The organism is Mesobacillus maritimus, from assembly GCF_023715205.1.
In the GTDB taxonomy this organism is placed as follows: Bacteria; Bacillota; Bacilli; order Bacillales; family Cytobacillaceae; genus Mesobacillus_B; species Mesobacillus_B maritimus_C.
In genome coordinates this window covers 1-18,114 of sequence record NZ_JAMBNR010000032.1, presented here as the reverse complement: position 1 = coordinate 18,114, position 18,114 = coordinate 1, and the positions used below count along the sequence as shown (strand labels likewise).

The following is an 18,114-nucleotide window of genomic DNA, read 5'->3' as shown; positions in this document are numbered from 1 at the left end:
ATCCATCGTTTTCATCTCCTGGTTTGAGAATGTAATTGGAAGTTCTGTGATAGGTACTTCTATTTTACTATGAAAACGGTGGCTTTTTTATTTTCCTCCTCTATTTCCTACACTAGGGACGCCCCGGTTTTTGTCGAATAAGCTCGATACGCCCGGTTGTTTACAAGGTGTTCTGAACTGGATTTGTTGAGCTAAGATTTTGGTTATAGGAATGGTGCTTTTTTACCTGTTGAATGGTAGGTTGATGAAAGTGTGTTACACTCTTAAGACAAATCGATTCTTGGGTGAGTGCTGGTGCGTTTTTAGCATTATGCTTTTGAGATTACTAGAAAGGTTTTGTGCTTTGCTAGGTTTGGCTATAATCTTACTAGCTAAAACCTGAGTTTATATGAGGAGATATGAATCATGCTTATTCAATGTACGAAAAAGTTACTGGATCAACTAGGAGTGAAACCAGGTTCTGGAGTAGAGGGGGATCCTCTGTTTTCTTGGCATGCGAATTTGTTGGTGATTAACCGGCGGAAGACGCTTGTGTTGGTGAACGATGCAACGCGGTATGTGGTTGTTTTATATGGCCTGAAGGGAAAGGATTTTAACAAAATCGACGAACTGATCGTTCAAGGGATTCGGGAGTCTCTTCTGCTAGAAGGAATCAAAGAGGAAGTGATTGAGAAGTACCTGATGCATTCTGGAGGGTTTACTTTTACGAAAACAAAGGACCGTAAACACGTTGCTCGAATGAATAGGGTATGTGAATCTGTGCATTTCTTTTCAGAGTATATCGAACCAGAGACTATTTTTAATAATAAGCTCAGCAATAAGGTTAGTAGATTATTGGTGGGCGAGGGGAAAAGTTATGTTCACCCATATGAAGAAATGTACAAGTATCTTGAGGAGTTTGCAGGACAGCCAATCTTTGGCTCAAAAGCGGTGCAACTGAAGGTTACACTAAAGCTTGAGAATCAGTCCGTTTGGCGCCGTCTTGTTGTTCCGTTGAACCGGACATTTCCTCAACTGCATGAGATTCTTCAAACAAGCTTTGGTTGGAGTGATTCTCATCTTCATGAATTTCGTTTTTATGAGGATGAAAAACAAAGCACTGATCCAGGTTCTGATTTCGGTTTAAGACCAAGCCCTATGTTGACGCTTGTTTGTACAAACGAGGCGTTCGATTATCCAAGAGGATATGAAATGAAACTTGAAACAGGGGTACTGTTATCAGAGTATCTGCCTGCACATCAGAAGCTGACCTATACGTATGACCTTGGGGATGACTGGGAACATCAGATAGAGGTCGAGAAAATCGTTGAAGAATATGTTGCTCCATGTCCCGTTTGTCTAGCAGGAGAGGGGAATACGCCGCCGGAAGATGTCGGTGGAAGTTATGGATATGAGAAGTTTCTGAGCATTCTAAGTAATCCCGATCATCCTGATTTTGAGCATATGCTCCGTTGGGGAAGGTCACAGGGGTATCAGGAGTTTGATTTGGAGCAGATTAATCGTAACTTGAAGCAGGAATAGTCATGGGACGGAGGGACAGGTCCCTTGTCCCACTCCCATTGTTTGAGTTGTTATATCTAAAGTGGTCATCGAGATACTAGATTTACTTTGTCTACTTCCTGAATTGGGATAAAAAGGACTTTACCTTTTTTGTATCCTTTTTTGCTAATGCATGGGCATTGGTCGTTCTGGTCAACTTTATCCACTTTAATTTGAACTGCTAATACTTCTATATGCCTTATTCTCAGCTAAACGAAGATCCTCTTCTAAGGATGTGTTCAGAAGGATAACCTTTGATAAGGATTGCTTAACTGTAGGAGTTGTGGGACATGGTGCCTGTCCCTCTGTCCCACCCGATCGGAAAAGTTGTAATAAAATAAAAGGTTGCTATAATTGAATTTTAGAGTAATTTAATTATTTCTAAAACTTTTTCTAGAGAATAAGGTCTTGGATTTTATCAACAGGAAGGTGGAGGAAAGTGGCTATGTTAAAAGCTGAAGAAAGAAAAGGATTGACCAAAGCTGCATTGAAGGAATTGAGAAATGGTGGAGGAATCCCTGCCATTGTCTATGGAAGAGGATTGAAGACGAAATCCATTTCAGTCAAAAATTCTGATTTGCAAAAAGTGATCAAGGACGTAGGTAGAAATGGAATTTTCTCTCTTACTCTGGATGGTCAATCTAAAAACGTGATTGTAAGAGATTTCCAAAGGGAGCCGATCTATAAACAGATCCTTCATGTCGACTTTCTTCAAGTGGACAAGCACACTGAACTTGATACAAAAGTGAGTGTGATTTTAAAGGGAGTCTCAAATGGCGAGAAAGCTGGAGGAACGGTGAAACAATTTCTTCATGAATTGGATATCACCGCAAAAGCAAGTGAAATCCCTGATGTCTTTGAAATTGACATCACGAATTTTGAAATTGGCCAATCCGTTCGAGTAGCCGATATTAAAAAAGAGTATCAGAACTGTACGTTCAACCATGAGGATGAAGAAGCGATTGTCATGGTCGATTATGTGAAAACACAAACAAACGAAGAAGAAGAGATTAGTGAGGTACAAGTTTAGGACCTGATCCTTTCTTAATCTACTTATTTCATCTATTTTATCCGATATTATGAAGGTCTCCTTTTTTATAAGGGAGGCCTTTTTCTGTTGTGCTGTTTGTTAAATGGATCGTTCTTGATTAGGATCAAGAAAGTAGGAGTAGCATTTTGGGAGCGTCGTGAATATTCTTTAAGTGGATCCCTCCGCGTAAAAAAAGACCTGAATTCTTTGCGTTAGAATTCAGGTCTTTTTAATCAACTAAATCAATTCATTAGGGTGTCCCTGGCTTTCCTTTTCAGTAGGAAGCTAACTGGGCGTGCTAGCTTTTAAGCTTTCACTAACTCTCTCAACACAAATTCCTCGACAACCTTGGCGACACCGTCATTCATGTTTGTATCGGTGACATGGTTCGCGATCGCTTTAATATCGTCTGGTGCGTTCCCCATTGCGACGCCAAGTCCTGCGAACTCTATCATTTCTTGGTCGTTGTAGCTATCGCCCATGGCAATGACTTCTTCCCGTTTAATTCCGCATTGCTGGATCAATTGGTTTAAACTTGTGCCTTTTGTGACGCCTTTTTCCGTGAATTCTAGGAAGAAAGGTTTGGAGCGCATGATGCTAAACTCTTCGCCTAATTCGTTTTGGAGCTTTTCCTCGACGACTTTGAGTTGATCAGGGTCCCCAACCATTAACACTTTCACGACTTCTTCTTGAACCGCGTCTACAAAACTAGTTGCTAGGTTAATTGGCAATCTAGTTAACTCGGACTCGATTTTTGTATACGGGTTATCGGATTCGGTAATAATTTCGTCCCCCACGTACGTATGGATGTCCACACCTTCACGCTGGCTTAACTCATACAGCTTTTTGACGGCTGTTAAAGGCAAGGTGCTGCTAAACAATTCTTCTTTATTTTCATAGTTTATGATTTTCCCACCGTTAAAAGAGAGAATGAAGCTTCCGTATTTAGCTAAAGATAGTTCATCTGCAATTGGCAACATTCCATATGTCGGTCGACCAGAGGCAAGGACAACTTTTACCCCTTGTTCTTGTGCCTTCATCAAGGCTTCTTTCGTGCGATCGGAGATGGTTTGGTCATCGCGTAATAATGTATCATCTAAATCTAGTACAATCATTTTAAAGGTCATGAGATTAGCTCCTTCTAAGTTGTAGGTTTGGTTTCATTTTACTATTGAGCTCCGAACCTGTCACGCCTTGGATTACAGAGTAATGATCGCAGGTTCGCTTTTGTAAGGGGTAAAAGTTATCTTGTTAAAATGATAAAATGTCACAATTTGTTCATTTTATAAAACAAAACGTTCTTTATATAGTCTAGACGATGTTCTATAATAAGAAATGCAAGGTGTTCTTAATAGTGAACATCATCTTCCTGGTTTACTGAAAGGCTGGATTAATCATATCAGTATAGCTTATCTATTCATGAAACGAGAAAAGGGTGGGTGGGATGAAAAGTTTAAAAGCAAAAGGTAAGAAAATACGACGCACAAAAATTAAAAGAATCACTGTTGTTTCTTTAATGGTCTTATCCTTAACCATTGGTACTGGAGTTTCTGCTGCAAGTGAAACTTCAACAGTCTCAGAAAAAATGAATGAGTTTATGACTAGTATCGTAAATGGTCTTATTCCTGATATAGAAAAATATGCAACGGAGAAAACAGAGGAAATGAAAAATGCGATCCGTGTTTCCACAGAGAAATTACTATCCGAAGCTAGAGATGGACTTCAGTCTTTTGGGGAAAGCGAAAAAGAACGAATTGATCGCGAATTGAATGAATACAAAGAGATGAAAGTTGAACAAGTAAGAGCAGACATCGGCAACCATTCGGGGAAGAATCGTATCCAAAGCACTGCCAATACAGCGATTGAAAGTGGAAAACAGGCAATCGACGAAGAAGTGAATCGGATCTTGGCAGAGAAACAATGACTTTGTGTGTAAGCATAATTCATTATGCTTCCTATAAAAAATTACACAGGCTAAGAAGCCAAGGAGGAGAAGAAGGATGAAAAACATGCTTAAAGGAACTAAGAAGAAGGTAGTTATCGGAGCATTGTCCATTGGATTGGTAAGTGGCGGATTAGTTGGGGCTAGTAGTTTTGGGTTTATTCAACAACTTGAGAATATATTAAGCGGGACAACGGATAAGGCTGCTACTGAAACTGCAAAATATGTTACTAATAAAAAAGATGGAAGTACTTATGAGGAGAAAATTAAAAATGATGTTGATAATGCTGCGCTGACTGTTAAAAATGAATTAGTTGGACATGCTACTTCCGAAATGAGACGAGGTAATGGGGATGTAGAAACACACTATAATAACTTAAAAAGTGATATTGAAGAGGTTGCACAAAGTGCAGTAGAATCTGGGGAGACTAAGATTACAAACGCTGTAGATGCAAAAGTCACTTCAATTCAAAGTTCTGTTGAGGATGCAGCGATTGATGCAATAAATGCTCAATTAAATACTGAAGATCAATTTACTGGAACTGAGACAGTATCAAAGTAATTTACATTTTTGAATCGGGAGCGTGCTAGTCACGCCCCGATTTTTCTATTTCCACAGGAGAATTTGCTCTCTTGTGTTTTTTTTTTTGAGTTTTTATAAAAAGAGGATACAACAGAACAGGTAAAAATCACATTTTCACAGTGAAGCATGAAGGCCTCCACCGTATATTTAGGTGAGTAGTATTGGTACTATTACCTAACAACCATACATCTACTGCGTACCCTACGTCCGTTTATTAAAATCAGAATAACCAATGAAGGATGTAATAGTAGAAAAGGGGTTAGGAACTTAGCGGTACTGTCATTTACTGTGAAACTGCTATAAACCTATTAAAATCAAAGTAAAATTATTTAGTAGGAAAACTTTTGCAAGGTTTGGTAGGCTAATAACTGTGCAACTGATGTAAAGTTACTTACTTGTTTTTGGACCCACTTGTTCTCTGGACTATTTTAGGTGACCACTGTCAAATACTATTGGTTTGTCAACATTAAAAAAGTATACTTTGAAAAATTCGGATAAGATGCAAGAATGTGAATGACCAGGCATCATTTATGGTTGGAAATTTGATGAATGAATCGGATTGAAAAATGGGTTGGGGGTTGGAAGAGATTTTGAATAGGTAGCTGCTGGAAGAAGCAAGAGGAGGTTTAGAATCGTGACTGAATGTCCTTTTTGTGATGGGCAAGGGCTGGTTTGCCAAGCAGAGGTGAAAAAGCTCAATCGTACCATCTATATATGTGATGAATGCGATACAGTTTGGTTGGATCAGAAGGAACTTAAAGAAGAAACTTGTCTGCGCTTTGATGGTTTTATGAAGCAACATGGACTTCAGGCGTTATGGAGTGAACTGACTCATATCAGAAAAGATTGGTAGAGTAGAGGGATGGGCATCGCTGCAATCATTTGGATGGCAGTTCATCCTTTTAACAAGAAAGGGGAACAATTGGTGAAGAGAAAATTTTTAGTGAGCATTTTAATCGGGTTAGGTTTTGTATTGTCCGCTTGTTCCGATAACCCAGCGTCTGTTCAGCGGTATCTTGCGGATGAGTATGGAATACAAGCAGAAATCATCGCTGAACCTGTTATTGATACCGGGAATATGGGGAAAAGTGCTTATGAAGTTCGAGACCTCAATGATCCTAGTATGATTTTTAAGGTTTACACAGAGGGGCTCTTTTTTAATAAAATTACGGGGGATAATTACGAAGATTTGCTACAAATACATCATCAACTAAAAGACTATCCTGATTCCGATATCTATCAAAAGGGGATTGAGAAAGGGATTCATTCTTTTCTTTCCCCTAGTTTAAATAATGAAAACAACGAAAAACCGGTGATCTCTGTTGTTTTATTAAAAGATGGTGCATTGGGATTGAGTGAGGAAAACTTAACGGATTTATATGATGTCTATTCGGGTATCGTGGATGCGTATTCGGATTCCTTTGTGGTTTCAGGGGTAGAAATCGCTGACACAGATGATTTCAGTATTATGAATACTGTCGATTATTATGACCGAATTGATTTGCAGCAGGATCGAGTGCCCTTAGGAATCAGTGGAAAAGTGGAATATGAACAGTTTGAAGAGTCATTTATGGTTAGTGGCGGGGAGGAAGCGGTCGTTCGTCACTTTTATCAAAAGGATCAACCCATTATTGAGAACATTGAACCGGAATTAGCGGCATTAGGCTTTGATACCGAGCGTGAATTAAGTTATGTAAAACTAAGATGCCAGAACTATTTAGATGCGAACGGGGAGAACATTCTCGATTTAGAGGCAATCGATTTAAACACTTGTCATGAATACATGTACGCCTTAATCTACAAAGCGGCTCTAACGGATGGTGTAAGGGAAACAGAAGTCAGCAATTTTTACAAAGCGATTGAGTTGTTAAAATCAACGGACCTGAACATTGCTTATGTGGAAGTACGGTTTAATGAGAAAGAAAAGCATCGCAATGGGGACTTGCGGATTGGTGTTCAGTTAAATGAACTCAACACTCTAGAGGACGCAAGACAGCTATTGGAAGACACAGCTGCTGAAGAGAATAAAGAAGTTGGTGAATAGATGGGACAAGGTGCAGAGCCTTGTCTCATTTTTATACAGGAAAAGCCTTTCATGGAAGGTTTTTTGGGAAAATATGCTTCTATTCAAATAGGTGAACATATAGTACTTTATTTGTATTACAAGCATTATTACAGAGAGCAGGATGCACGATGAGACCAGTAATCCCCCCACCTAATGCACCACTTCCGATTGAAAAGAAAAAACGGTATGTCCCAGTTCTTGCAAAGTTTTGGTTGAGTCATTTGTTTGCGTTTTTATGGTTGTGCTTTTCTTTCTATATTTCCCTTCCTTGGTTAACGAGTTTAGCAGAGATTGTTTCATTCCCGTTGGCTTTCTTAATTATCGGAGGACTTGCTTATGTACCAGGGTATCTGAATGCTTTTCTACTATTAAGTTTACTTTTAGATAAACAGCCTGCTTTTAAAAATGAGCATCCTACTGATGAGGTGACGGTACTCATTGCCGCATACAATGAGGAGGATAAAATTTATCAGACGTTGAGATATCTGGATAGACAAGATTATTACGGTAAAATCAAAGCGATTGTGATAAATAATGGCTCAGTGGATCAGACAGCAGCTGAAGTGGAGAGAGCGATGAAAGATTTCTCTATAACCATTGAGTTGTTGCATGAGGAAAATCCGGGGAAATTCAACGCGTTAAACTTAGGGTTAACAACCGTAACAACTCCATATGTGATCACGTTAGATGCTGATACTTTGCTTCATCCTTCATCCGTTCGATATCTTGTTGCCCGCATGAAGTCGAGTCCGGAAGAAGTGGCTGCTGTAGCGGGATCTGTTTTAGTGAAAAATGGCCGGGAGAATCTTTGGACGAAGCTTCAAGAATGGGATTACTTTCTCGGAATTGCTTCAATCAAACGGCTGCAAGGTTTGTACCAAGGAACGTTAGTGGCCCAAGGTGCGTACAGTCTGTATAAAACCGATCGTTTAAAAGCAGTGGGTGGCTGGCCGGATGCGATTGGCGAGGATATTGTGTTAACTTGGCGCTTGCTTCAGAAGAATTGGAAAGTCTACTTCGAACCACTTGCTGTGTCCTTTACAGAAGTGCCGACCTCGTTGCGGCATTTTGTTCGGCAAAGAGCAAGATGGGCAAGGGGGATGATCGAAGGCTTAAACGAGATTAAGCCATGGAAGCAACCGCAAATTTACGTGAAATACTTAACCGGCGTGAATATGGCGATGCCGTACTTAGACTTTGCGTATACCTTCTTTTGGATTCCAGGACTGATTTTAGCATTCTTCGGCTATTTCTGGATTGTCGGTCCGATGACATTATTAGTGTTGCCACTAACCATCTTGAGCTATAGCATCCTTTATATTTATCAGCGAAAATACGTTTTTAAACCGCTAAATCTCCGCATTCGTAGAAACAAACTCGGTTTAATCTTTTTTATTCTCGGCTATCAAATGATCATGTCGCCCGTATCTGTTTATGGCTATATTCAGGAAACATTCCGGTTTCAGCGGAAGTGGAAGTAGGGACGGAGGGACAGGCACCGTGTCCCAGCCATATATCGGACAAGTTCAAGTGGGACAAGGGACCTGACCCCTTGTCCCAAAAAAATAATCAATCTCCTTGCAGGAGTTTTCTGGTTTTTAGGGAAATGGAATAGTGAATCTACCTTTTCCCTTTTTAGCTTTTCAATCTGCCTCTTTTTTTAGTTGCCCCAAGAGATTCATCCCTAGTGTAAGTACAAGAATCTTCATCAATTTCTTACCAAGCAGTACCCCACGTATAACAACAATCCAAAAGAAATAATTAAGCACGTTGAGGTGATTTCATTTGCCGAGAGAATCGAGGAGAAAGAGTGATAGTGGTATCTATCATATCATGTTACGTGGAATCAATAAGCAAATCATCTTTGAGGATGATATGGATAAAAGGAGGTTTTTAGAGACCATTGAAAAATACAAGCAGATTAGTCATTTTAAACTGTATGCCTACTGTTTGATGGATAATCATGTCCATCTTTTATTAGAAGAATCAGAGGAACGAATTTCAGAAGTGATAAAGAGGATAAGCTCTAGTTATGTTTATTGGTATAACTTGAAATATGAACGGTGTGGTCATTTGTTTCAGGATCGGTTTAAAAGTGAAAATGTCGAGACCATCCGGTATTTTTTAACGGTACTAAGATACATCCATCAAAATCCATTGAAGGCTGGCCTTGTGAGCAACGTCTTTGAAAGCAAGTGGACAAGTATCTACGACTATGTCAATAACAAAGCGGACTTAGTAGATATAGACAAGGCACTTGATTTATTTTCAGCCGACAGAAGGAAAGCGATTCAAATGTTCATTGCTTACATGCAGCAAGCCAATGAAGACCAATGCCTAGACAATCAGACACAAATTCGATTGCAGGATAGTCAAGTTAATGAATACCTTCATTCGCTTGGCGTTCACAACAGTAGTGATCTACAGCAAATGACGAAAGTGGAAAGGGATTTGATTTTAGTTCGTCTTAAAAAACTAAGAGGGACTTCAGTCAGACAAATCTCAAGAATCACAGGAATATCAAAAAGTGTCATTGACCGGGCTCGTTGAAGGGACAGAGGGACAGGCACCGTGTCCCGGCCTGAAGGAATGGTTTGTTTGCTTTAGATGTTATTTGGGATCTGGAGCTACTAGGGGATTTTCCTGTAAAGAAGATTGAGGTTGTTATCGTAAAAATTGGGAATTTGGGTAGGTGCTATGCATCCTTTCACTTTGGTTCTGTGTAAACCGTCTGAAACCGTTGTGAAATCAAGACTAGTTTAACCGTACGTTTGATTAACAGAGGAATGAAGGTGTTGGGGAAGTTATTGTGAGTGTGGAAAGGTAGATTTCTATCGGACCTGCGGTTTAGCAGTGGTTGCTCATTTTTCAAGTAGAGCTGGGAATAGTTGTCGCCGCGGCCGAGAAAGTGGAATTGAAATTGCCGGGGACAGGTGTTTGCCGAGTGACTTTTACTCGTAAAGTTCTTTTGGGATTTCTTGATTACTTGATTACTTGCGATCAATGATGACGCTCGAATTAAAAAGGGGAGCTTGGTGCTTCCCTTTTTGATAGTTCATTCTCGTATACATACTGGATGATTAGGGAGAAACGAAATGGACGTTTCGCTAAAGGAGTTGAATTCTTCGGAAGCGATAGTCGTCGTGGCGCTTGTGGCCGCTTATGGTTTGTTACAAAAAAGTCACAGGGACACCCCGAAATCTTCCGGTTTTTCTTGTTTCACAGGGGATGTTCCACGCCTTCTTCTTTTTAATAGCGGCCTTTTCCTAAACGGATTTTTGGTTTTTGAAGGATTTTGTGATTTTATGTCGAATTATATTTTAAAAGATTTAAGGAATTTAATGTTTAGCCTTGATAGGTTTGGTTGTTATTGATCTTCAGAGTGGGGAGTTGTAATTGAACTTGTCACTCTCTCCGTTTTGACCTACAAGGCAAGGCAATGTTCTATATAGTACTGAGTGAAGGTCAACCTCATTTAGATAAGGGGCCTTTTTGTTTTATTCTGATACAAATAGGCACCTACTTTGTCCTATTCCATTGAGTAGGCTTGTTTGTGTCTTAGAGATTTGAGTGGGACGAGGGACATCTGAGTGGGACAAGGGACCTGTCCCTCTGTCCCACGTCCCACCAAAAAAGGGGTACATTCAAATGAAGCGTTTATGGGAGAAGTTTTCTTTAAAAGGTCAAGTGATGGTCTTTTCGAGTTTGGTTGTCTTGGTGTCGCTGATGATTTTGAGTTTGTTTATGGCTTATCACCAGTCGGATCAAACAAAAGATTATTTGACTGAAAAGGTTCGGACCAGTGCGAGTCATATGGCTTATAACGAGCTGGTTCGGGATTCGCTGATGGCTGGAGAGTCGAATCAAACGTTAATTCATGTGGTAGAGCGGATTCGGACGGAGAATGATCTTCTCTATATTGTGGTGATGGACAATCAGAAAATCCGGTATACTCACCCTGTTCGTAAGCAAATTGGTCAAACTTTTGTTGGGACAGATGCTGAACGGGTTTTTACCGGGGAAAGCTATGTCTCGGAAAATGTCGGCACATTAGGTCGTTCGATGCGTGCATTTCATCCGGTTTATGATGATCAGGGCAAACAAATTGGGGCTGTTTCGGTTGGAATTTCAACAGACGCGATTGCGAACGCGGTTTTCACCAATCAAGGGATTTTGATTTTAGTCACGGCGATCAGTTTAATGATTGGCCTGTTCGGTGCGTGGTTGTTAGCCAATCGATTAAAGAAAACCTTAAATGGAATGGAGCCGAAAGAAATTGCTTTGGCGATGCAAGAACGGGATTCGATGCTTGAAGCGGTGGATGACGGAATTTTAGCCATCAATCAAGCCGGTGAGGTTCTTTTAGTCAATGAAACAGCGAAACAGTTTCTAAGACGAACCGGGTACCAAGGCGATTTCGAACGCACACCGATTCATTTGATTTGGCCAGAATTAAAACTAGATCAAGCTTTGTCGGAAACATCTGCTTATTATAATGAATTAATAAAAAAAGGGGATGTCGAAACGGTCGTCACTTGTGTTCCGATGTATGTCCAGAATCAGTGCGTCGGAGCGTTGGCGACTTTTAAAGAACGCAGTCATTTAGATGATATGATGCGGCATCTCGTAGGGGCAGAAGTTTATGCCCGTAGCTTAAGAAGCGAAACGCATGAATTTATGAATAAGCTCCATATCATTCAAGCGATGGTGGAAACAGATTCGTATCAAGAATTAAAAGAATACATTGAAGACCTTTCCGATCGTTACCACGTAAAAACAGCGAGCGCGACAAGTGAAGTCGAAAATCTTGTGGAAGATGTGAGTATCGCTCACTATTTAACGAAAAAAATTCGTTGGATGGAACAGATGGGAGTTAGCGTCCATCTGCAAAGCGGAATTCCTTGGCCTAGTATGAAGGGCGAGTTGATCGACGTCTGGGTCACCGTGATTGGGAACACGTTTGAAAATGCGTGGGAAGCCATGCAGGATAAGGAAGATAAAAAGCTAACCCTCACCTTAAAACAAGTCGGGGGTGTGCTTCGCTATGTAATAGAAGATAACGGCATTGGATTTTCGTTAGCAGAACAAGCGGAAACGTTGAAGAGTACAAAAGAGGGGGATCGCGGCTATGGTTTAGCCAATATAAAAAGGAAACTTGCTCCTTTTAACGGTACTTTAGATATCTTATCAGAACAAGAGAAAGGGACGGTTATTACGGTGCACATTCCTTATAGTGAAGGAAGTAAACAACAGGGATAAGGTTGCCTACTGGCGGGAGAGGGACCTGTTCAGTGGAGGCTGCTATCGGTGGATAAGGGGAGACGGTTTCCGGTACTGCTGAATAAGGTTGCTACAGAGCGGTGGGACAAGGGACCTGTCCCTCCGTCCCAAAGAAAGGAGGAAGGTCATGATTAAGGTTGCGATGGTGGAGGATGACTTGGTTGTGAGCAAGTTTCACCGGTTGTTTTTGAGTAAAGTGGAGGGTTTCGAACTCATCTGTGAGGCTCATACCGTTGAGGAAGGGTTAAAACAAATTTATCAGAATCAGCCTGATTTGCTTTTGCTTGATGTTTATATAGGGAACAGGAATGGGCTTGAGTTGCTAAAACAAATCCGGGCAGAAGGGAAAAACATTGATGTGATTTTAATAACTTCTGCCAATGATGCTCATACCGTTCAAACTGGCCACCGCTATGGAGTCATCGACTATTTGATTAAACCTTTTTCTTTTGCACGCTTTCAGGAGGCTTTAAACCGGTACCGCGCGAACAGGATTGATAGCAATCAAACGTTTTCGCAGCAAGAGGTGGATCGATTGTTACATAAAGGTGGTCAAAACCAAGTGTACACACTTCCGAAGGGGATCACGAAAGCAACGGCTTTTCGGGTCATCCGTTGTTTAATGGAGGCGAATGATTGGCTGACGGCAAATGAATTGGCGGAAAGATGCTGCATTTCCCATGTGTCTTTGCGGAAATATATTCGTTTTTTTGAAGCGGAAAAGATAATTGAAACGGAGCTTATTTATCAAAACTCTGGGAGGCCTTTTCAAAAATATAAAGCTCTGCCAGAATCCAACCAGTTTTTAAAAGCTAGTTTCATTTAATTAAAAAAGCTAGACGTAATTGCCCAAATATTGAAAAATTACAGGTAAACGTTTTCACAAAATATTCACAAATTTTTTATAAGGGGTGGTTACGATGAAACAAGGTCTTTCTCTTGCTTGGGGGAAAATGTGGCAACAGCATAAGAAGACGAAAGATACACTCAATGTCTTTGCTTATGCGAAAAAAGGCAGCTCCGCATTAAAAGAAGAGGCGACGGGGTACGATCAAAAAGTTCAAAAAGGACTAAATACAAAGCCTAACAAGGAGAAACCTTCTTATACAAGAGCGCAATTAATTGGATTGTTATTGGGTCCATTATTGTTTATTTCCACTCTTCTATTCTTTCATCCAGAAAATCTATCATTAGAAGGGAAATATGTTCTAGCAATTACGTTATGGATTGCTACGTGGTGGATTACCGAGGCGGTTCCGATTCCAGTCACATCGCTTTTGCCGATTATCTTATTTCCGTTAACAGGGACAATGGAAGGTTCGGCGGTCGTCTCTTCTTACGGAAATGATATTATTTTTTTATTTTTAGGTGGCTTTTTTATTGCTACCGCGATGGAAAAATGGAATTTACACCGCAGAATCGCGCTGTTCATCATTGCGGTGATTGGTTCAAGTACACAACGAATCATGCTTGGGTTTATGTTAGCGACCGGATTTTTGTCCATGTGGGTGTCGAATACGGCAGCTGTTATGATGATGGTGCCAATGGCGTTAGCGATTACCGCTCAAGTGGCAGCCACTTTAAAAGGACATGAGCATCAATCGGATTTAACGAAGTTTGAAAAATCGATGTTATTTGGGGTTGGCTATGCAGGAACCATTGGTGGATTTGCGACACTCATTGGAACGCCGCCGACGATTATTTTTGCAGGGCAAGTTCGAGAGTTGTTTGGTGTGGAAGTTTCGTTTGCAAGCTGGATGATGTTCGCTGCTCCACTTATGTTGGTCGTTCTTTTTTCGACTTGGTTTTATTTAGTGAAAATTGCCTTTAAAATAAATTTGAAGCAGCTTCCTGGTGGAAAGGAACTCATTCAAAAAGAGCGCCAAAAGCTTGGGAAGATCTCCTATGAAGAAGGAATTGTCGCAGTTGTCTTTGTTTTTGCCGCATTTATGTGGATTACAAAAGACTTTTTCTGGAGTGGGGAAGGCGCGCTGATTCTAGAATTAACCGGAATCTCTGACGGAATGATTGCCATGGTTGCGACGATCTTCTTATTCTTAATACCTGGAAAAGTAAGTGCGCGTATTTTAGATTGGGCAGACTCTAAAGATATTCCTTGGGGAGTTTTATTGTTATTTGGTGGCGGGCTTGCGATTGCGGCCGGTTTCCAATCAAGTGGTCTGTCTGCATGGTTAGGGCAGCAGTTGACGGTTCTAGATGGACTTCATATTTTCTTCATTATTGCTGGTGCCACAATCTTAATCATGATGTTAACAGAAATAACTTCTAATACAGCAACCGCAACAATGATTATGCCAATCTTGGCTTCACTTGCAATTGCTCTTAATATTCACCCGTTTGCGATCATGGCTTCATGTGCCATTGCCGCAAACTGTGCATTCATGCTACCTGTCGGAACCCCACCGAATGCAATTATATTCGGGACAGGAAAAATCAAGATCATCGAAATGGTCCGGACTGGTTTTGCCTTAAACATATTCTCAACCATCCTGATCGTCCTATTTGCTTACTACGCACTCCCAGTCGTCTTCGATATTGATATCACCGTTTTCCCAGAAGACTTTAGATAGGGACAGAGGGATAGGACAGAGGGACAGGTTCCTTGTCCCAAAATGGGTGCAAAATTCACGGTGACGCCCTGGAATTTGTCGAAAGACCCCGAAAAAGTCACAGGGACGCCCCGGTTTTTCTTGTTTCACAGGAATGTTCCACAAATCAAAGGCCTTCTTTATGATGAATAAAGAAGGCCTTTTTCTGCCGAACACCATTTTAGGTTTTCGTAGCGACAAATTGATTAATCCTAAATCCCCAGCATTTGGATTTAATTTTCATACTTGTCAATCCGAAATTTACGCTTAAAATGGAATGGAAAGGTGTGAGCTTATGGAAGATAAACGCTTTAAAATTGCACACCGAGAAGCAATGATTGGTGTCATTCTTGTTCTGGTCAATTTTGCTATATGGTATGGGTTTGCGTATGGTCTCGGTGGACAAGACCCGACAACCTATACCTATATCCTGGGTTTTCCCGCTTGGTTTTTCTATAGCTGCATTGCCGGAACGATTTTTATGATTGTGCTGATTGCTGTCGTCATAAAATTCTTCTTTACTGAAGTTTCGTTAGAGGAGGAGGATGAGTCATGCAATGGCAAGTAATTATTCCACTGGCATTATTCTTGGTCATTATTTTTATGATTGGTCTCTGGGCCAATGCACGAGTTCGACAATCTGATTCTTTCCTATCGGACTACTTCCTTGGTGGACGGGAAATGGGTGGCTTCCTACTTGCCATGACGATGATGGCGACATATGGAAGTGCGTCGAGCTTTATTGGTGGACCGGGTGTGGCGTACCAAACAGGTTTAGGTTGGGTTCTCCTTGCAATGGCCCAATTGCCAGCTGGTTATTTTGTCTTGATGATTTTAGGGAAAAAGTTCGCGATTATTGCTCGTAAATATGAAGCAATTACGTTAATCGACTTTTTAAAAGCTCGTTATCAATCCAATGCCATCGTACTGCTGTCTGCTATTGCCATTTTCATCTTTTTATTCGCGTCGATGACCGCGCAATGGGTTGGGGGAGCACGCTTAATCGAGTCATTAACAGGCTTATCTTACCGCGGGGCATTGCTCATCTTTGCTGTGGCGGTGCTTGTTTATGTTATCATTGGTGGCTTTGCGGCTGTCGCTTTAACAGATGCACTGCAAGGGACTGTGATGATGATTGGAACGGTCATTCTCCTTGTGGCAGTGGTGATGGAAGGTGGTGGGGTTTCTGCCATTATGGCCGAATTGGTTGCGGAGAATCCAAATCTTGTTTCACCAAACGGTGCAGATGGAAGTCTTTCTCCTCTTTATGTCTCCACATTCTGGATTTTAATCGGAATTGGTGTCATCGGTTTGCCGCAAATCGCGGTTCGGGCGATGAGCTACAAAGATTCAAAAGGAATGCATCGTGCCATCCTAATTGGAACGATTGGGATTGGGACCATTATGTTTGGGATGCACTTAATTGGTGTATTCGGACGCGCCGTGATGCCAGGGATTGAAATCGGCGATAAAGTGATGCCGATCTTAACACTAGAAATATTACACCCTGTTCTTGCTGGTATTGTCTTAGCGGCACCGATGGCCGCAATTATGTCCACGGTCAATGCCTTATTAATTTTAGTCAGTTCCACGCTTGTAAAAGATGTTTATTTAAACTTTATTAAACCAAGTGCAAAAGATGCTGAAATTAAAAAGATGAGCTTTATGGTCACAACGGTAGTTGGAGTTGCGGTGGTGTTCGTTGCCTTAAATCCACCAGATCTATTAATTTGGTTGAACTTATTTGCCTTCGGTGGGCTTGAATCTGCCTTCCTATGGAGTGTTGTACTAGGTCTTTATTGGAAAGGGGCCAACAAATACGGAGCTCTTGCCTCCATGATTGTAGGACTACTTTCTTATATATATATCTATCACTTCCATGGCAACCTGTTTGGAATGAATAGTGTCACAATCCCTGTTGTTGTCTCCCTTCTCGCATTTGTCATTGTGAGTATCGGGACACGGCGGTTGTCACCAACGTCTACGTTTCCTTCGACTTCGAAGTCACAGTGACGCCCCGAATTTTCTTGTTTCACATAAGTGTTCCACAGACGAATAAGGCTTCATATACGAGAAGTTAAGCTTAGTTTCTTGGATATGAAGTCTTATTTTTTATTTTTACTTCCTGCCACCAGTTATTTAGCTCTAGTAACTTGAATTGGTGACCATCCTTTTTCCTTCATTAGGATTTCGAATTCATCGCTAAGGTTCCATCATTTCCGTTTCTCTTCCTTGACCATTCGTGTGGATGGAACACCTATGTAAAGTTCTTACTCTTGTTGATTGGACAGATTTAAAATAAAACAGGATCATCGGCTTCAACCTCAACTGTGCTCCGGAGGACTTTCAAGAAGGGAGTAGGCTTTTTCATATGACACAACTGGGACCTATTGTATTTTTTAAAAAAGCTAACTAGAACCACTTTAGAGGATTTCAATCTTTAAGGATCATTAACCTATGTCTCTTACACTCAGTCGTAATGAAATACGGAAATGATGAATGAAAAACCTCAAATAGGTTGAAACTTGGTTAAAGAGGGAGCTTGTTTTGCAAAACTCTCACCTATTAAGGACTTTTATTAGCAGGTTAAAAAGAGCCGGGGGATTTACTACCTATTCAGCGTGCAATGACCATTTGTTCTAGTGACTTCGGCTGCTTTAGCAAACAATCTTCATTTTTTTCAAAAGGCTGTTGACACTGGTTGGAAAATATATTAAGATACTTCTTGTCGCCAAAAAATATCTTTGAAAAGACAAAAACATTCTTTTCTAATTAGATAAAAATAATGGTTGACAGTTAAATATCGAAATGATATTATAGATTTTGTCGCTAACGCGATATAAATTATTTTAAAAAATAGTTGACTTTCAAGATTTAATCATTTAATATTAAATCTTGTCTGAGCAAAATGTTCTTTGAAAACTAAACAAACAAGCGTTAACAAACAATATTATCATGTCTTCTTATGAAGAACATGAGCCAACGTTTTATTTTATGAGCTTACTCATACTCTTTATTGGAGAGTTTGATCCTGGCTCAGGACGAACGCTGGCGGCGTGCCTAATA

At 40.6% G+C, this 18,114-nt stretch carries 15 protein-coding genes; 14 read left to right on the top strand and 1 reads right to left on the bottom strand.

Annotation, left to right across the window (positions count from 1 at the left end; all coding sequences use genetic code 11):
• Positions 1-405: 405 nt before the first annotated feature.
• Entirely contained in the window at positions 406-1,521 is a 1,116-nt protein-coding gene (locus tag M3182_RS24990; RefSeq protein ID WP_251560539.1) for a plasmid pRiA4b ORF-3 family protein, read from the top strand.
• 463 nt (positions 1,522-1,984) lie between these two features.
• A complete protein-coding gene (locus M3182_RS24985) occupies positions 1,985-2,569 on the top strand; it encodes a 50S ribosomal protein L25 (protein WP_251560541.1) in 585 nt (194 codons plus the stop codon).
• Positions 2,570-2,874: 305 nt separating this feature from the next.
• Here the strand turns inward: M3182_RS24985 and M3182_RS24980 are convergent, their stop codons facing one another.
• Positions 2,875-3,696, bottom strand: a complete 822-nt coding sequence (locus tag M3182_RS24980) for a Cof-type HAD-IIB family hydrolase (protein WP_251560538.1) — start codon at positions 3,694-3,696, stop codon at positions 2,875-2,877.
• Positions 3,697-4,013: 317 nt separating this feature from the next.
• On the opposite strand from M3182_RS24980, the gene M3182_RS24975 reads away from it, so the two are divergent.
• The 12 genes from M3182_RS24975 (at position 4,014) to panF (ending at position 17,061) form a co-directional block, all read left to right on the top strand.
• Entirely contained in the window at positions 4,014-4,493 is a 480-nt protein-coding gene (locus M3182_RS24975; RefSeq protein ID WP_251560536.1) for a hypothetical protein, read from the top strand.
• Between the two features lie 76 nt (positions 4,494-4,569).
• Positions 4,570-5,073, top strand: a complete 504-nt coding sequence (locus tag M3182_RS24970) for a hypothetical protein (RefSeq protein WP_251560534.1) — start codon at positions 4,570-4,572, stop codon at positions 5,071-5,073.
• A 655-nt stretch (positions 5,074-5,728) separates the two neighbouring features.
• A complete protein-coding gene (locus M3182_RS24965; RefSeq protein ID WP_251560532.1) occupies positions 5,729-5,947 on the top strand; it encodes a hypothetical protein in 219 nt (72 codons plus the stop codon).
• A 72-nt stretch (positions 5,948-6,019) separates the two neighbouring features.
• Positions 6,020-7,138 (top strand): EexN family lipoprotein, encoded by a 1,119-nt coding sequence (locus M3182_RS24960; protein ID WP_251560530.1) that lies wholly within the window; start codon positions 6,020-6,022, stop codon positions 7,136-7,138.
• A 149-nt stretch (positions 7,139-7,287) separates the two neighbouring features.
• Entirely contained in the window at positions 7,288-8,640 is a 1,353-nt protein-coding gene (locus M3182_RS24955) for a glycosyltransferase family 2 protein (protein ID WP_251560528.1), read from the top strand.
• A gap of 304 nt (positions 8,641-8,944) precedes the next feature.
• On the top strand, positions 8,945-9,709 hold the full coding sequence (locus tag M3182_RS24950; protein WP_251560526.1) for a transposase: 765 nt from the start codon (positions 8,945-8,947) through the stop codon (positions 9,707-9,709).
• Between the two features lie 545 nt (positions 9,710-10,254).
• Entirely contained in the window at positions 10,255-10,533 is a 279-nt protein-coding gene (locus tag M3182_RS24945; RefSeq protein WP_251560524.1) for a hypothetical protein, read from the top strand.
• A gap of 274 nt (positions 10,534-10,807) precedes the next feature.
• Positions 10,808-12,418: an ATP-binding protein gene (locus M3182_RS24940; protein ID WP_251560522.1), complete on the top strand. Its 1,611-nt coding sequence runs from the start codon at positions 10,808-10,810 to the stop codon at positions 12,416-12,418.
• 148 nt (positions 12,419-12,566) lie between these two features.
• Entirely contained in the window at positions 12,567-13,265 is a 699-nt protein-coding gene (locus tag M3182_RS24935) for a response regulator (protein ID WP_251560520.1), read from the top strand.
• Positions 13,266-13,359: 94 nt separating this feature from the next.
• The gene (locus M3182_RS24930; RefSeq protein ID WP_251560518.1) at positions 13,360-15,030 is read left to right on the top strand and encodes an SLC13 family permease; all 1,671 of its coding nucleotides are present in this window, start codon (positions 13,360-13,362) and stop codon (positions 15,028-15,030) included.
• A gap of 313 nt (positions 15,031-15,343) precedes the next feature.
• A complete protein-coding gene (locus M3182_RS24925) occupies positions 15,344-15,616 on the top strand; it encodes a YhdT family protein (protein WP_251437721.1) in 273 nt (90 codons plus the stop codon).
• Positions 15,601-17,061 carry a sodium/pantothenate symporter gene (panF, locus tag M3182_RS24920; RefSeq protein WP_251560516.1) on the top strand — a complete coding sequence of 487 codons (1,461 nt, stop codon included), beginning with the start codon at positions 15,601-15,603 and terminating at the stop codon, positions 17,059-17,061. Before M3182_RS24925 ends, panF begins: the two co-directional genes overlap by 16 nt.
• The last annotated feature ends 1,053 nt before the right edge of the window (positions 17,062-18,114 follow it).

Bases quoted from the DNA above. Each gene is read 5' to 3' on its own strand.
- M3182_RS24990 (WP_251560539.1), top strand. From the start codon at position 406: ATGCTTATTCAATGTACGAAAAAGTTACTGGATCAACTAGGAGTGAAA.
- M3182_RS24985 (WP_251560541.1), top strand. From the start codon at position 1,985: ATGTTAAAAGCTGAAGAAAGAAAAGGATTGACCAAAGCTGCATTGAAG.
- M3182_RS24980 (WP_251560538.1), bottom strand. From the start codon at position 3,696: ATGACCTTTAAAATGATTGTACTAGATTTAGATGATACATTATTACGC.
- M3182_RS24975 (WP_251560536.1), top strand. From the start codon at position 4,014: ATGAAAAGTTTAAAAGCAAAAGGTAAGAAAATACGACGCACAAAAATT.
- M3182_RS24970 (WP_251560534.1), top strand. From the start codon at position 4,570: ATGAAAAACATGCTTAAAGGAACTAAGAAGAAGGTAGTTATCGGAGCA.
- M3182_RS24955 (WP_251560528.1), top strand. From the start codon at position 7,288: ATGAGACCAGTAATCCCCCCACCTAATGCACCACTTCCGATTGAAAAG.
- M3182_RS24945 (WP_251560524.1), top strand. From the start codon at position 10,255: ATGGACGTTTCGCTAAAGGAGTTGAATTCTTCGGAAGCGATAGTCGTC.
- M3182_RS24940 (WP_251560522.1), top strand. From the start codon at position 10,808: ATGAAGCGTTTATGGGAGAAGTTTTCTTTAAAAGGTCAAGTGATGGTC.
- M3182_RS24935 (WP_251560520.1), top strand. From the start codon at position 12,567: ATGATTAAGGTTGCGATGGTGGAGGATGACTTGGTTGTGAGCAAGTTT.
- M3182_RS24930 (WP_251560518.1), top strand. From the start codon at position 13,360: ATGAAACAAGGTCTTTCTCTTGCTTGGGGGAAAATGTGGCAACAGCAT.
- M3182_RS24925 (WP_251437721.1), top strand. From the start codon at position 15,344: ATGGAAGATAAACGCTTTAAAATTGCACACCGAGAAGCAATGATTGGT.
- panF (WP_251560516.1), top strand. From the start codon at position 15,601: ATGCAATGGCAAGTAATTATTCCACTGGCATTATTCTTGGTCATTATT.